Here is a 14,774-nt window from a genome sequence, read left to right on the forward strand (position 1 = left end):
ATGGCGCCCCATGCACCAGTTGACCTATCCCGAGGCGATCGTCGTCGGCCTCCTGCAGGGCGTCACCGAGCTGTTCCCGGTGTCGAGCCTGGGCCACAGCGTCCTGCTCCCCGCGCTCCTCGGCGGCCGCTGGGCCCGCGACCTGAGCGTGTCCGCGCCCGAGTCGCCGTACCTCGCCTTCGTGGTCGGCCTGCACGTGGCCACCGCGCTGGCGCTGCTGGTGTTCTTCTGGCGCGACTGGGTGCGGATTCTGGGCGGGTTCGCGTCGTCGGTGCGGTACCGGCGAATCGTGACCCCGGAAGAGCGCCTGGCGTGGATGATCGTCGTGGCCACCATCCCCGTCGGCATCACCGGTCTCCTGCTGGAACACACGTTCCGCACCGTGCTGGGCCGGCCGGTGCCCGCGGCGATCTTCCTCACCCTCAACGGCCTCGTCCTGCTCGGCGCCGAGCGCCTGCGCCGCCGGGCCCCCGTCCAGGACCGCACGGCGGGCGACCCGGACGAGCGCCTGGCGTCGGGGACGTTCTCCCGCGCACTGCAGATCGGCTCCGCCCAGGTCCTGGCCCTGCTGCCGGGCATCAGCCGCTCGGGCGCCACGATGGGTGCCGGCCTGCTCAAGGGCCTGTCCCACGAGGACGCGGCCCGGTTCTCGTTCCTGCTCGCCACCCCGGTCATCCTCGCCGCCGGCGTGCTGAAGCTCCCGGACCTGTTCGGCCCGCTCGGCGCCGGCATCCACGGCCAGGTCCTCGCGGGCAGTGTGGCCTCGTTCGCCGCCGCCTACCTCGCGGTGCGGTTCCTGACCCGGTACTTCGAGCACCGCACGATGACCCCCTTCGCCTGGTACTGCATCGTCGCGGGCCTGCTGAGCCTGGGCTGGCTGACCCTGCGCTGAGCCGGTTCCCAGGCGCCTCACACACGGCCCGCTCGTGCGCTTCGCGTTCACCGGCGGGCGGCAGGTGGTTCCCAGGCGGCCCACAGCTCGATCCAGCTAGATGAACAGGACGTGAACCACAGCCGAAGGACTGACCGTGGACCAACTCTTGATCATCGGCGTCGACCTGGTCGCCATCGCCGTGCTGACGTTCGGGGTGTACTTCCCGCGCCACCACCGCCGCGACCTGGTGGCCGCGTTCCTCGGCATCAACGTGGGCGTGCTGGCCACCGCCATGGTGCTCGGCTCGACCTCGGTCGGCGCCGGGCTCGGCCTGGGCCTGTTCGGGGTGCTGTCGATCATCCGGCTGCGCTCCAGCGAGATCGCCCAGCATGAGATCGCGTACTACTTCGCGGCGCTCGCGCTGGGGCTGCTGGCCGGGCTCAACGGCAGCGTCGACGGGGTCACCGCGGGGCTGATGGCGCTGGTCGTGGCGGCGCTGTTCGTCGGCGACCACCCGGCGCTGTTCGGCCGGTACCGCCAGCAGACCATGCTCCTCGACCAGGCCCTCACCGACGAGGCGGCGCTGCGCGAGCGGGTCGAGGCGGACCTCGGCGGCCGGGTGCTGCACGTGACCGTCCGCCACGTCGACACCGTGAACGACACGACCCTCGTCGATGTCCGGTTCCGCGCGGGTGTGGCATGAGCGTCCTGGCACCGATCGGCCTGGAGGAGTTGCAGGCGCGGGCGGCGCTGACCACGCGGGTCGACCGCAAGTACGTGCTCGCCGAGGACGCCCTGCCGGGCCTGCTGGAGCGGCTGCCGGCCGGCACCGGGGTGCTGCAGATCGGCGGGCGGCAGCGGTTCGGCTACCACTCCGTCTACCTCGACACGCCCCGGCTGGACGCGTACCTGGGCGCCGCGCACCGCCGCCGGCGCCGGTTCAAGGTCCGGGTCCGCACCTACCTCGACTCCGGCGACCGGTTCACGGAGGTGAAGACCCCCGGGCCGCGCGGCGTGACGGTCAAGCACCGCACCAGGTACGCCGGGGGCGACGAGATCGGCCGGTTCGTGGCCGCGACGATCGGCCGCGGGGTGGTGCTGACGCCGGCGCTGAGCACCTGGTACGAGCGGGTCACGCTGTTCCTGCCGGCGTCGGCGAGCCGGGTCACCATCGACACCGGGCTGACCTTCGCGCTGCCCGGCGGCGAGCCGCTCACCCTGCCCGGACGGTCCATTGTGGAGACCAAGACCGCGCACGGGGCCGGCGCGGTCGACCGGCTGCTGTGGCGGCTGGGGCATCGGCCGTGCGCGATGTCGAAGTACGGCACCGGGCTCGCCGCCCTGCGCCCCGACCTGCCCGCCAACCGCTGGCTGCCGGTGCTGCGCCGGCACTTCGCCGATCAGGAGTCCCGATGAAGCAGCAGTTCCTCGCCGCTGTCCTGACCGCCGCCCTCCTGGCCGGCTGCACCTCGAAGCCGGCGTCGACCGCCCCGTCCTCGACGGCCTCCGCGGCGGCGTCCACTGTGGACGTGCACCAGGACGCCGCGGCGGTACGGGCAGCCAACTCGAACGCCGACGCCGCCACCTTGAGCGCGGCCGGCGCCAAGACGATCACCGCCGCCCAGGGCACCGTCACCATCAGCGAGGCCGGCACCTACCGGCTCACCGGGACCATCGACGGCCAGGTCGTCGTCGACGCGGGCGACGCCGACGTCACCCTCGTGCTCGACAACGTCACCATCACCAGCACGAGCAGCGCCGCGATCGCCGTCACGGCCGCCGGTGAGGTCGCGGTCGTGCTCGCCGAGGGCAGCACCAACACGCTGTCCGACACGGGCGGCTACGCCGGGGACGCGGACGTCAACGCCGCCCTGTACAGCGCGGCCGACCTCACCATCGGCGGCACCGGCACACTCGTGGTGCACGGCAACGGCAACGACGGCATCACGGGCAAGGACGATCTGACGATCACCGGCGGTACCGTCGACGTGACCGCGGCCGACGACGGCATTCGCGGCAAGGACGCCCTGGTCGTCACCGGCGGCACGATCACCGTCACGGCGGGCGGGGACGGGCTCACCGCCGACAACGACGAGAAGGCCGATGCGGGATATGTCGACCTTCGCGGCGGTACCGTCGACATCACCGCCGGCGGCGACGGCGTGTCCGCGGCCACGGACCTCGTCGTGACCGGCGGGACGGTGACGGTCGACGCCGGCAGCAGCGGCGCGGACACCTCCAAGAAGGGCCTGAAGTCCGGCGTCGTCACGGTCCTCGAGGGCGGCACGGTCAGCGTCACCGCGACCGACGACGCCGTGCACAGCGACGGGGCCGTCCACCTGCACGGCGCCACGCTCACCCTGTCGGCCGGCGACGACGGCGTCCACGCCGAGCACGCCCTGCTGATCGACGCCGGCACGGTCGACGTCACCCGCTCCTACGAGGGCATCGAGTCGGCCGACATCACCGTCAGCGGCGGCGACACCACGATCGTGTCCAGCGACGACGGACTCAACGCCTCGGGCAGCGCGACCGGCCAGGATCAGGGCGGCGGGCGCGGCGGCGGCGAGCAGGTCGGGCCGTACCAGGCGACCATCACCGGCGGCACGCTCACCATCGACGCGGAGGGCGACGGCTTCGACTCCAACGGCACCGCCGAGATCACCGGCGGCACGGTCGTCGTCAACGGCCCGGCCCGCAGCGGCAACGGCGCGCTCGACGTGAACGGCTCGTTCACCATCAGCGGCGGCGAACTGGTCGCGACCGGCAGCGCGGGCATGGCCGTGGCCCCGGCGACCGGCTCGGCCCAGGGCTGGCTCTCGGCCACCCTCAGCGGCACCGTCGCCGCCGGCACCACGATCCGCATCACGACCGCGGACGGCATCGAGATCGCGACCGTCACGACCACGAAGGCGATCCAGAACCTCGTCTACTCGAGCGCGAAGGTCACGAGCGGGACGCAGTACACGGTCACGGCGGGCGCCTCGACCGCCACGGTGACCGCGGGACAGTCCCCGACCAGAAGCGGCGGGCGGCGGTAGGGCACGAGGCCGGACCGCCGCTGCGCGGTGGCTCACAGGTCGCGCAGCACGGTGAGCGCCGGGCGCCGCCCCGCGACCACCGTCGCCGCCCCGGCCGCGGCCAGGCAGGCCACGCTCAGTCCCAGCCCCGCGAGCAGGTACGGCCACGGCAGGGTCAGCCGGTCCGGCGGCGGGTCGAACACGCCGGTCAGCAGGGCGGCGAGCATCCGCGACAGCGCCGCCCCCAGCAGCGCCCCGAACAGCAGCCCGCACACCCCGACCACGGCGACCTCGGCCCACACGAGCCCGGCCAGCTGCCGGGGCCGGGCGCCCAGCGCGGTCGCCAGCGCGAAGGTCCGGCGGCGTTCGGCGAAGCCGAGCACCAGCAGCAGCCCCGCGGTCGCCGCGATGAGCGCGAGGGCGAACCCGAGCTCGACGTTCGCGAGGGTCGACAGGTCCACCGCCGACAGGCTCGACCCGACGATGCGGCGGGCCGAGTCGATGTCGGTGACCTGGGTGCCGGGGCCGAGCCGGGCCTGCAGCCGGGTGGCGACGTCGGCCGGGCGGGCGCCGGCGGCCGCGGTGACCAGCAGGGTGTTCGGGGCGTCGCCGGTCTGCTGGGCGAGGTAGCCCGCGTTGGCGACGAGGAAGCTGTCGGTCGGGGCGGTCGGGAACTCCTTGACGACGCCCGCGTAGTGGAACTGGACCGTGACCGGTGCCCCGCCGTGCGCGCCGGGCAGCCGGAGCTTCAGCGTGTCGCCGGGGCTGAGCTGGAAGTCCTTGACCGTCTCGGCGCTGACGAGCACCGCGTCGGGGCTCTGGGCGAGCCGGTCGAGCAGCTGCCGGGCGGTGCCGCCGGTGAAGTACGAGTCCTGGAGCGTGACGTGCCGGCCGATGGTGCGGGCGTCGATGCCGTACATGTCCTGCAGGTCGGAGCCGACGTAGGCGAACCGGTGGACCATCGGCTCGGCCGCCGCCACCCCGGGGACGCCGTCCGCGGCGTTCGCGGCGACGCCGTCCGGCCGGGTGACGGTGACGTCCGCACCGTTGGTGAGCTGCGCGTCGACGCCGGCCTGGTGGCGGTACGTCGCCGCGAACACCGCCGTGGAGGCCGCGAAGGCACCGGCCAGGGCGATGAACACGACGGTACGGGCGGCCTGCCGGTGCCCGCGGGCCAGCGTGGCGGCCGCGGTGCCGGCCAGCGTTCCCGCGAGGGGCCGCAGCAGGCGGGCGGTGAGCCGGCGGCCCGGCACCAGCAGCAGGTACGCGAGCCGCCAGGCCAGCAGCCCGCCGCCCGCCCACAGCAGCGCCGGGGCGGCCAGCGCCCAGTAGTCGACGGAGATCTGCGGCACCCCCTCGGGCGCCAGGACCAGCTGGTAGCCGCCCCGGCTCGCGGCCAGCACGATCGCCGCGCCGCCCGCCAGCAGCAGGAGGTCGAGGCCGGCGCGCATCCAGGCGGGGGCCCGGCGGTCGCGGCCGGTGGGGCGGCGGGCGTTGGCGACACTCGTCCGGGACAGGTCCCGCCAGGTCGGCAGCACCACGGTCAGCACCGCGACGAGCAGGCCGGCCGCGGCCGCACCGGCCGACCAGGCGGTGACCGCCCGCGCGGTGGCGGCCAGGCCCAGCGCGGCGCCGGCGACGCCCACCACGGCGGCCTCGGCGACCGCGAGCCGCAGCACCTGCCGGGCGGTGGCCCCGCGGGCGCGCAGCAGCGCCTGTTCGCGGCGGCGGCGGGCGGCGCCGGCCGCGGTCACCGCGGCGGTCAGCAGCGCGGCGACCACCGCGCCCGGGAGGCCGAGGAACAGGAAGAGCAGGTCGGCGTAGCGGGCGTCGGCGCGCGCGGCGGCCAGGGTGGCACCGAGGTTGTCGCCGACCAGGCCGGCCCCGGCGAGATCGGCCTCGAGGTGGTGGGCGGCGGCCGTGACCGTCGTGTACGCCTGCGCCGGGTCGGGCGGCAGGTCGTGGGCGGTCCGGCTGTGCAGCTGGGTGCGCACCAGGTCGGGCCGGGCCGCCGCGAGCGGGTCGAACAGGGCGTGCCAGCGGCCGGCCGGCAGCAGCAGGACGTTGTCCGGCGGGGCCTGCGGCTGGGCGCCGGCCGGCGCGCCGACGGCCTGGAAGAGCGAGTCGATGGCCGGCAGGTCCACGACGCCGTCGACGGTGACGGTGGCGTCGGGCAGGCCCGGCCGCTGCACGGTGATCTGGCTGCCGGGCGCGGCGTGCAGGTTGGCCGCGGTCTGCTGGGCCACCAGCACGCCCGTGCCGGCCCCGGCGAGGGTGCGCAGCTCGCCGGGGAACGCGGCGGCGTACCCGTCCGGCAGGCCGAGCACCCGGGCGGTGCCCGTGGACTGCGTGGTGCCGCCGGCGGCCGAGGTCAGGGCCGGGCTGGTCGCGTAGCCGACGGGCAGGACGGCGTCGAGCCCGGGCGCGGCCCGCACGGCGGCCTCGACGGCGGCGGGGTCGGCGCCCGGCTGCACCTCGACCTGCCAGTCGACCGCGACCCGGGCGATGGCCCGCTGCGTCATCGTGGCCCGGGCGTTGCCGAGGAACACGCCGAGCGTGGCGATCAGCGCCACCGCGATCGCGATGCCGCCCGCGGTCGCGGCCAGGCGCGGGGCCCGGTGCCGGACCATCCCGCGGATCCACGTGGTCATCACGGGTGCTCCACCTCCCGGAGGCTGCCGTTGTCCATCACCCAGCGCTGCGGGAACCGGTCGGCGACGCGCGCGTCGTGGGTCGCCACGACCAGCCCGGCGTCCAGCTCGTCGGCCGCGTCCAGCAGCAGCGCCACCACCTGGTCGCGGTGGTCGGCGTCGAGCTGACCGGTCGGCTCGTCGGCCAGGATGAGCCGCGGCGAGCCGGCCAGCACCCGGGCGACGGCGACCCGCTGGGCCTGGCCGCCGGACAGCTCCTCGGGCAGTTGTGCCGCGAGGCCGGCGACGCCGGCCCGGCGCAGGGCGGCCGCGGCGCGCACGCCGGCCTCGACCGGGCGGACACCCGCCAGCAGCAGCGGCAGCGCGACGTTCTCCGCGACGTCGAGCGGCGCGAGCAGGCTCGGGCCCTGGAAGACGACCCCGACCTCGCCGCGGGCCGGCCGGCGGATGACGCCCGTGGTGGGCTCGTCGAGGCCTGCGAGCAGATGCAGCAGCGTCGACTTGCCCGATCCCGAGCGGCCCATCAGCGCGATGCGGTCGGCCGGGCGGACGATGCAGTCGACCGAGTGCAGCGCGACGACCGCGGACGGTCCGGCGCCGTACGTCCGGCTCACCCCGACGCACCGCGCGAGTTCGTCAGTCACCGCGGACCCGCCCGTCGACCAGCTCGATGCGGCGCTCGGCGACGGCGGCGACCGCCGGGCTGTGTGAGACCACGAGGACGGCCACGCCGGTGTCGGCGCGCTCGCGCAGCAGCTCGAGGACGCGCAGTTCGGTGGTGTCGTCGAGCTCGCCGGTCGGCTCGTCGGCCAGGACCACGGCGGGATCGGCGGCCAGGGCGACGGCGAGCCCGGCCCGGGCCGTCTCGCCGCCCGACAGCCGGCTCGCGGCCACGCCGGCCCGGTCCGCCAGGCCGAGCTCGCGCAGCAGCCGGTCGCGCAACGGCCGGTCGACCCGGCCCGCCAGGTGCTGCACGAGGTCGACGTTCCCGGCGACGGTCAGGTGCGGCAGCAGGTTCTCCGACTGGAAGAGCATGCCGATGCGGCGCGCCCGCAGCGCGGCCCGTTCCCGTTCGGGCCGGTGGCTCAGCCGGACGTCGCCGACGCGGACCTGGCCGCCGTCCGGCTCGTCGAGCCCGGCCAGGCAGGCCAGCAGCGTCGACTTGCCGGAGCCGGACGGGCCGACGACCGCGACCAGTTCCCCCGCGAAGACCCGGATGCTCACCCCGCGCAGCGCCAGGGTCTCCTCGTCGCCCGCGCGGTAGAAGCGGTACAGCTCGACGGCCTCGATCGCGGCGGTCACGACAGCCACGTGAACGAGTCGGTCACGGTGCGCCAGGGGTCCACGTTGTCGGCCCCGACCGGCCCGCTGAGGGTGACCGTCGCCTCCGTGCCGTTCTTCCAGAACGCGTACCGCTCGACCTCGTTGGGCACCACCTTCCCCGTCACCGGGTCGGGGGCGCTGTCGGCGCGGTACACCAGCAGTACCGCGGAACCCGCTGTTCGCCGCACCGTCTCGGCCCGCTCCGGCGAAACGCCGGGCACCGCCGCCTTCGCGGACTCGACGGTCGGCGCGGCGGCCGCCGGCGCGGTCTGCACCCGGATCGCGTTGAGCTTGTCGGTGAACGTGACCACGGCCCCCGACTCGCTGCGCTGCCAGCCTTCCGGGACCTTGATCCGGTACTTCCCGTCCGCGGCCGTGAACGCCACGAACGCCGTGTTGTCGGGGATGTCGCCCGCTGGACCGGTGTCCGGGCCCGAGCCGGAGTTGCCGCAGCCGGCCAGGGCGGCACTCAGGGCGGCGGCCGCGACGAGCAGGTGTACACGCATGCCCGGGACGCTACGAGCAGGCGGGTTAGCGCCGGCTCCGCTGCGCGTTAAGCCTGCGCTTACCTTCGCCGGGCCAGGATCGGTGCCGTGACGACCTTGCGGGCCCGGATCCGGGCGTCGATCGTCGGCGTGGCCGCCGGCGCGGTCGCGCTGTTCGCCCTGCCGCTGGGCTACGCGCTGGCCGCCGGCTACGACAGCGAGGCGGTGATCGCCCTGCAACGGGACGCGGCGCGGGTCGCGGCGACCGTGTCCGATTCCTTCGGTACCGACGGCAGCACCGTCGAGCTCCCGCCCGACCTGCCCGCGTCGGTGACGGTCGGCGTGTACCGCGTCGACGGCGTCCGCCTCGCCCACGGCGGCCCGCAGCGTTCCCCGGTCGCCGCCGCGGCCGCCGACGCGCACCTGCACCACGCGATCGAGGACGGGCAGCTGGCGGTCGTGGCCCCGGTACCGTCCGACGGCGGGGTCACGCTCGCCGTGCGGGCCGCCGAGCCGTACCGCATCGTGCAATGGCGCACCGTGCGCGCCTGGGGCCTGATGGCGGCGTCCGGCCTGCTGGTGGTCGGCCTCGCGGCGCTGCTGGCCCGGCGGCAGGCGGCCCGCATCGCCCGCCCGCTGCAGGAGCTCACCGCGAGCGCCCGGGCCCTGGGCGACGGCGACTTCACCATCCGCGCCGCGCCCTCCGATCTCGAGGAGGCCGACGCGGCCGGCCGGGCGCTCGAGGCGACCGCCCGCCGGCTCGGCGCCGTGCTGGACCGCGAGCGGGCGTTCTCGGCCGACGTGTCGCACCAGCTCCGCACCCCGCTGACGGCGCTCCTGCTGGCCCTGGAGTCGGCGCTGGGCGACCCGCGGACCGACCGGGACCGGCTGCGGGCGGCGGCCCGCAGCGCCCTGCGCCGGGCCGAGCAGCTGCACGAGACCGTCGAGGAACTGTTCGACCTGGCCCGTGACACGCACGTCAGCGCCGAGCCGCTCGACGTCGCGGGCCTGCTGACCGGCGTGCGGGAACGCTGGCACGGCGAGTTCGCGGCCCGCGGCCGCCGGCTGGACCTGCCGGACCCGGCGCCGCTGCCGCCGGTGCACGCGAGCAACGCCGCCGTCCGCCAGATCCTCGACGTGCTGCTCACCAACGCGCTGCGGCACGGCGCCGGCACGACGACCGTCGCCGTGGCCGACCTCGCCGCCGGCGTGTCCGTCGAGGTCGGCGACGAGGGGCCGGGCTTCAGCGGCGACCCGGAGCGCGCGTTCGCCCGCCGCGTCGGCGGCATCGGCCTGGCGCTGGCCCGCAGCCTGGCCGAGGCCGAGGGCGGCCGCCTGGTCGTCCGGCGCGCGGCCCCGCGGCCGGTCTTCAGCCTGCTGCTGGCCTCGGCGGAGCCGTCTCGTACCGATAGCCCCGGCCCCGGACCGTCGTGATCCGGGACGGGTCCTCGCCGGCCTCGGCCAGCTTGCGCCGCAGGACGCTGACGTGCACGTCGAGCGTCTTCGTCGGGCCGAACCAGTGCTCGTCCCACACCTGCGCCATGAGGTCCTCGCGGGTGACGACCTCGCCGGCCCGGGCCGCGAGGACGGCGAGCAGGTCGAACTCCTTCGGCCGCAGCGCCAGTTCCCGCCCGCCGACGCCCGCCCGCCGCGCGGCGACGTCGAGGGTGAGCCGCCCGACCGCGATGGCGGCGCCGCCCGGGTGCGCGGGCTGCCGGCGCAGGTGGGCCCGCAGCCGGGCGAGGAGTTCGGTGAGCCGGAACGGTTTGGTCAGGTAGTCGTCGGCCCCGGCGTCCAGCGCGACCACCACGTCGAGCTCGGCCGTGCGCGCGGTGAGCACCACGATGACCGCGCCGGCCGCCTGTGCGCGCAGCCGCCGGCACACCGCGACCCCGTCGAGGTCCGGCAGCCCGAGATCCAGCAGAATCAGATCAAAGGCCTGCTCCGGTACCGCCTGCAGCGCCTCGGACCCGCTGACCGCCAGCGTCGCCCGGTAGCCGCCGGCGCCCAGCGCCTGCACCAGTTCCTGGCCGATGTCGGCGTCGTCCTCCACCACCAGCACCGCCGGGCCGCTCACCTGCCGATCGTAGCGCCACCCGAACCGGCCGCCGCCTCGGTGTCCGCGTACACGAGGCCGTCGCGGACCTCGACGTGCCGGTCGGCGTACCCGGCCACGTGCCGGTCGTGGGTGACGAGCAGCACGGTGACGCCGTCCTCGCGGGCCAGCCCGACGAGCAGGTCCAGCACGGCCTGACCGGCGCGCGCGTCCAGCGATCCGGTGGGCTCGTCGGCGAACAGCACCCGGGGCCGGATCGCCAGGGCCCGCGCGACGGCGACCCGCTGCGCCTGCCCGCCGGACAACTCGCCGGCCCGGCGCCCGCCGAGCCCGCCCAGCCCGAGCCGGCGCAGCCAGCCCGCCGCGGCCGCGAACGCCTCGGCGCGCGGGACCCGGTTCAGCAGCAGCGGCAGGGCGACGTTGTCCGCGACGGTCAGCTCGGGCACCAGCTGCCCGGCCTGGAACACGAACCCGAACGCCGTGCGCCGCAGGGTGGTCCGGCCCGGCTCGCGCACGGTGTCGAGCCGCCGACCGGCGTAGCGGACCTCGCCCCGGTCGGGGATGAGGATGCCGGCGAGGCAGAGCAGCAACGTGGACTTGCCGGAGCCGCTGGGACCGGTCACGGCCAGGATCTCGCCGGCCGCGACGGCGACGGTCGCGCCGCGCAGGGCCGGGGTCGGACCGTACGACCGGGCGACGTCACGGGCCTCGATCACGCTCATGCCCGGACGCTATGCGGGCGAGGCGTTCCCGCGCGTCGATCTGCGCGGTGACATCGACGGCCGGGTCGGTCCGGCGGGGCAGCGGGGTCCTACCAGCGATGTACGACTCCCGGTCCGGGCGGGCCGCCCGGCGGACGATGTGGCCGGGGCGCCGCTTTGCCAGACTGGTCCGGTGAGCCTGGCGACGATCCGTGAACGGCTGCGCACCGGCGCGGTGACCCCGCCGGTGCTGTCGCGCTGGGCGGTCGCCGCCGACCTCGTGCTCGCGGCGGCGCTGACCGGCGGGGCGTTCCTCGGCTTCGCCGCGCGGGTCGAGAGCGATCGCCTGATCCCCGGTCCGCCGGTGCCGCCGCCGGTGCCGCCCGGCTCGACCGGCCCGCCCGACGTGGTCGTGCCGTACTTCTCGGCCCTGCCCTGGCCGCAGACCCTGCTGTGGGGGACGGTGGTCGCGCTGGCGACGCTGCCGCTGGCGGCCAGGCGGCGCTACCCGCTCGCGGTGTTCTGGATCGTCCTGCTCGCCGTCCTGGCCTACCACCGCTCGCCCGGCTTCGGCGACCCGCTGTTCACGTTCACCGCCTGCGTGGTCGCCGCCTACAGCGCGGTGATGCACAGCCCGTACCGCCTGCCCGCCGGCGTCAGCGTCCTGCTCGGCGGCATCGTCCTGGTGCTGCACCGGGCCAGCCTGCCGATCAACCAGCCGGCCCTGCTGCTGATCCTCATCCTCGTCCCGATCGGCCTGGCCGCGAACGCCATGCACGCCATGCGGCAGCGGCTGCGGCTGGCCGAGGCGCAGCGGGAGGCCGACGCGGCCCAGGCGGTCCAGCGCGAGCGGGCCCGCATCGCCCAGGAGCTGCACGACGTGGTCACCCACAACGTCAGCGTCATGGTGGTGCAGGCCGTCGCCGCCCGGCGGGTGCTCAAGGTCGCGCCCGACAAGGCCGACGAGGCCCTGTTCGCGATCGAGACCGGCGGCCGGGGGGCGATGAACGAGCTGCGGCACGTCATGGGCCTGCTGACGATGGAGGACGAGCCCGGATCGGACGCACTTGACGCCGAGCCGGAGGTCGAGCCGCCGTCGCCCGGGCTGGACCAGATCCCGGAGCTGGTCGCCCGGGTCCGCGCCGCCGGCACACCCGTCGAGCTCACCGTCCGCGGCGACCCGGGGCCACTGCCGGCCGGGATCGGCCTGGCCGTGTACCGCGTGGTGCAGGAGGCGCTGACGAACGCCATGAAGCACGCGGCCGGCGCCCGGGTGGCCGTCGTCGTCGAGCGGGAGGCGGCGGCGGTGCGGGCCGAGATCACCGACAGCGGCGGCCCACCCGGGCCGTCGTCGCCGGTGGGCGCCGGCCGCGGGCTCATCGGGCTGCGGGAGCGGCTCGCCGTGTACGGCGGCACCCTCGAGCACGGGCCGCTCGGCACCGGCGGCTACCGGGTGCGGGCGGCGATCCCGCTGGAGGTCCAGTGACGCCGCCCGAGTCGCTGCGGGTCGTGATCGCCGACGACCAGGCGCTGGTCCGCACGGGCTTCGCGATGATCCTCGGCGCGGACGGCATCGAGGTCGTCGCCGAGGCGGCCGACGGCGGCGAGGCCGTCGACGCGGTGCGGCGCACCCGCCCCGATGTGGTCCTGATGGACGTGCGGATGCCGGGCATGGACGGCCTGGAGGCGACCCGGCGGATTCTCGCCGACCACCCGCCGTCGAGCCCGCGGCCGCCCCGGATCCTGATCCTCACGACGTTCGACCTCGACCGGTACGTGTACGCGGCGCTCAGCGCGGGCGCGAGCGGCTTTCTCCTCAAGGACGCCAGCGCCGACCGGCTCGTCGCGGCGGTGCGCACCGTCCGCGACGGTGATGCGCTGCTGGCCCCGAGCGTCACCCGCCGGCTGGTGGAGCGCTTCGCCCGGCACCAGGAGGGCTCGACGCTGCACCGCGACCTGTCGACGCTGACGCCGCGGGAGCTGGACATCCTCCGGCTGATCGCCCGCGGGCTGTCCAACACCGAGTTGGCGGCGCAGCTGCACATCGGCGAGACGACCGTGAAGACGCACGTCACCCGGGTGCTGTCCAAGCTCGGCCTGCGCGACCGGGCCCAGGCGATCATCGCCGCGTACGAGACCGGGCTGGTCGTTCCCGGCTCCGGTCCCAGGTGAGCGGTACCCTGGCGGGATGAGCACGGAACGGCGGGCCTGGGGTTCGCTCGAGTCGGACGTCATGGCGCTGCTGTGGGCCGCCGGCGATCCGCTCTCGCCGGCGCAGGTGCAGCAGCGGCTCGACCGGGACCTCGCGTACAACACCGTGCAGACGATCCTGACCCGCCTGCTGGAGAAGGGCCAGGTGCGCCGCCGGGTGAACCTCAACGGCGGGCGCGGCCACGAGTACTTCCCGGCCGAGGACCAGGCGGCCGCGGCGGCGAAGCGGATGCGGGCCGTGCTCGACGGGCCCAGCGACCGCCGGGCGGTGCTGCGGCAGTTCACCGCCGACCTCGAACCGGCCGACGCCGAGCTGCTGCGCGCGTTGCTGCGCGACTCCGACGGGGAGACGCCGGCGTGACGTGGCTCCTCCACGTGCCGATCCTGCTGCCGGTACTGCTCCTGCCGGCCGCCCTCCGCCCGCTCGCCCGGCGGGCCACCCGTTCCGCCCGACCCGAACGGGCCGCGCGCGCCCTCGCCGCCGGGGCCGTCGTCACCGCCGTCTCCAGCGCGGTGTGCCTGGTCCTGATGGTGGCGACCCTGCTGGACGACCTCCCGGCGATCGAGCGGTACGGCCATCTGTCCGTCGCCCAGGGCCGCCCCCTGCCGGAGCCGGTCCCCGACCCGATCGCGATGGTCGCGGCCGTCCTGCTGCTCTGGATCGGGCGGCGGGTGCTGACCGGCGTGCGCGCGCGGCTGGCCGTCGCCCGCGAGCTGCGTGCCGCCGGGCCGCCGCACGACGGGCTGGTCGTGGCCGACTGGGACAGCCCGCGCGCGGTCGCCGTGCCGCCGGGCCGCGGGCGGCGGGGCCACGTGCTGGTGACGAGCGGCCTGCTGCGCATGCTCGACGGGCCGGAGCGGGCCGCGGTGCTCGCGCACGAACGGGCGCACCTGCGGCATCGGCACGACCGCACGGCGGCGCTCGCGGCGATGGCGACCGCGCTCAACCCGCTGCTGCGGCCGGTCGAGACCGCGGTCGGGCTGCTGGTGGAACGCAGCGCGGACGAGGACGCGGCCCGCACGGTCGAGGATCGGCGGCTCGTCGCGCAGACGATCGCGAAGGTGGCGCTGGCCGCGCACCGGCCGGCGGCGGCGCTCGGCTTCGACGGCTCCAGCACCGTGCGGCGGGTGGAGGCCCTGGTCCGGCCCGCTCCCCGGCGCGGCGGCCCGACCGTACCCGGCTCGATGGCCGTGGCCGGGCTCTCGCTCGCGGTGACGATCGCCGCGGTGGCCGAGTTCATCACGCTGCTGCAGGCCTGGCTCCCGACCGGCTGACCCCGGCGCGCGGTGGCGCGCAGATCCCGGCCGGTGCGGGGATCAGCGCGCGGTGGCGCGCAGGTCCTGGCCGGTGCGGGCTCGGCGCGCGGTGGCGCGCAGATCCCGGCCGGTGCGGGGCTCGGCGCGCAGTGGCGGGCAGGCCCTGGCCGGTGCGGGGCTCAGCGCGCGGTGGCGC

15 protein-coding genes are annotated in these 14,774 nt (G+C 76.1%); 9 read left to right on the forward strand and 6 right to left on the reverse strand.

What is annotated here, in order from left to right; genetic code table 11:
- The first annotated feature begins 10 nt into the window (after positions 1–10).
- From ACQP00_RS32330 to ACQP00_RS32345, 4 genes are all read left to right on the forward strand, one after another.
- Entirely contained in the window at positions 11–892 is an 882-nt protein-coding gene (locus tag ACQP00_RS32330) for an undecaprenyl-diphosphate phosphatase (RefSeq protein WP_433202428.1), read from the forward strand.
- 136 nt (positions 893–1,028) lie between these two features.
- Positions 1,029–1,577, forward strand: a complete 549-nt coding sequence (locus ACQP00_RS32335; protein ID WP_433202431.1) for a DUF4956 domain-containing protein — start codon at positions 1,029–1,031, stop codon at positions 1,575–1,577.
- On the forward strand, positions 1,574–2,290 hold the full coding sequence (locus ACQP00_RS32340) for a VTC domain-containing protein (RefSeq protein ID WP_433202434.1): 717 nt from the start codon (positions 1,574–1,576) through the stop codon (positions 2,288–2,290). The genes ACQP00_RS32335 and ACQP00_RS32340 overlap by 4 nt, the downstream gene beginning before the upstream one ends.
- Positions 2,287–3,915, forward strand: a complete 1,629-nt coding sequence (locus tag ACQP00_RS32345; RefSeq protein WP_433202437.1) for a carbohydrate-binding domain-containing protein — start codon at positions 2,287–2,289, stop codon at positions 3,913–3,915. The genes ACQP00_RS32340 and ACQP00_RS32345 overlap by 4 nt, the downstream gene beginning before the upstream one ends.
- A gap of 32 nt (positions 3,916–3,947) precedes the next feature.
- On the opposite strand, the gene ACQP00_RS32350 is transcribed toward ACQP00_RS32345, so the two are convergent.
- From ACQP00_RS32350 to ACQP00_RS32365, 4 genes are read right to left on the reverse strand one after another with little or no spacing between them, the layout of a single operon-like run.
- The gene (locus ACQP00_RS32350) at positions 3,948–6,545 is read right to left on the reverse strand and encodes an ABC transporter permease (RefSeq protein ID WP_433202440.1); all 2,598 of its coding nucleotides are present in this window, start codon (positions 6,543–6,545) and stop codon (positions 3,948–3,950) included.
- Positions 6,545–7,189 carry an ABC transporter ATP-binding protein gene (locus tag ACQP00_RS32355; protein WP_433202443.1) on the reverse strand — a complete coding sequence of 215 codons (645 nt, stop codon included), beginning with the start codon at positions 7,187–7,189 and terminating at the stop codon, positions 6,545–6,547. Before ACQP00_RS32355 ends, ACQP00_RS32350 begins: the two co-directional genes overlap by 1 nt.
- Complete coding sequence (locus ACQP00_RS32360) at positions 7,182–7,856, reverse strand: ABC transporter ATP-binding protein (protein WP_433202446.1); 675 nt, start codon at positions 7,854–7,856, stop codon at positions 7,182–7,184. The genes ACQP00_RS32355 and ACQP00_RS32360 overlap by 8 nt, the downstream gene beginning before the upstream one ends.
- Positions 7,844–8,374 carry a hypothetical protein gene (locus ACQP00_RS32365; RefSeq protein ID WP_433202449.1) on the reverse strand — a complete coding sequence of 177 codons (531 nt, stop codon included), beginning with the start codon at positions 8,372–8,374 and terminating at the stop codon, positions 7,844–7,846. Before ACQP00_RS32365 ends, ACQP00_RS32360 begins: the two co-directional genes overlap by 13 nt.
- 87 nt (positions 8,375–8,461) lie before the next feature.
- Here ACQP00_RS32365 and ACQP00_RS32370 point away from each other — a divergent pair, with 87 nt between their 5' ends.
- Entirely contained in the window at positions 8,462–9,787 is a 1,326-nt protein-coding gene (locus tag ACQP00_RS32370; RefSeq protein WP_433202452.1) for a histidine kinase dimerization/phospho-acceptor domain-containing protein, read from the forward strand.
- Here the strand turns inward: ACQP00_RS32370 and ACQP00_RS32375 are convergent.
- Positions 9,723–10,430, reverse strand: coding sequence for a response regulator transcription factor (locus ACQP00_RS32375; protein ID WP_433202455.1), 708 nt, complete (start codon positions 10,428–10,430; stop codon positions 9,723–9,725). The genes ACQP00_RS32370 and ACQP00_RS32375 overlap by 65 nt on opposite strands.
- Positions 10,427–11,131 carry an ABC transporter ATP-binding protein gene (locus tag ACQP00_RS32380; protein ID WP_433202458.1) on the reverse strand — a complete coding sequence of 235 codons (705 nt, stop codon included), beginning with the start codon at positions 11,129–11,131 and terminating at the stop codon, positions 10,427–10,429. The genes ACQP00_RS32375 and ACQP00_RS32380 overlap by 4 nt, the downstream gene beginning before the upstream one ends.
- Positions 11,132–11,303: 172 nt before the next feature.
- Between ACQP00_RS32380 and ACQP00_RS32385 the strand changes: the two genes are divergently transcribed.
- From ACQP00_RS32385 to ACQP00_RS32400, 4 genes are all read left to right on the forward strand, one after another.
- Positions 11,304–12,596 (forward strand): sensor histidine kinase, encoded by a 1,293-nt coding sequence (locus ACQP00_RS32385; RefSeq protein WP_433202461.1) that lies wholly within the window; start codon positions 11,304–11,306, stop codon positions 12,594–12,596.
- Positions 12,597–12,661: 65 nt separating this feature from the next.
- On the forward strand, positions 12,662–13,282 hold the full coding sequence (locus ACQP00_RS32390; RefSeq protein WP_433224071.1) for a response regulator: 621 nt from the start codon (positions 12,662–12,664) through the stop codon (positions 13,280–13,282).
- Positions 13,283–13,298: 16 nt separating this feature from the next.
- Positions 13,299–13,682 (forward strand): BlaI/MecI/CopY family transcriptional regulator, encoded by a 384-nt coding sequence (locus ACQP00_RS32395; protein WP_433042869.1) that lies wholly within the window; start codon positions 13,299–13,301, stop codon positions 13,680–13,682.
- Positions 13,679–14,596: a M56 family metallopeptidase gene (locus ACQP00_RS32400; RefSeq protein WP_433202464.1), complete on the forward strand. Its 918-nt coding sequence runs from the start codon at positions 13,679–13,681 to the stop codon at positions 14,594–14,596. The genes ACQP00_RS32395 and ACQP00_RS32400 overlap by 4 nt, the downstream gene beginning before the upstream one ends.
- The last annotated feature ends 178 nt before the right edge of the window (positions 14,597–14,774 follow it).

This window comes from Dactylosporangium sp. CS-047395 (genome assembly GCF_050942185.1).
Lineage (GTDB): Bacteria > Actinomycetota > Actinomycetes > Mycobacteriales > Micromonosporaceae > Dactylosporangium.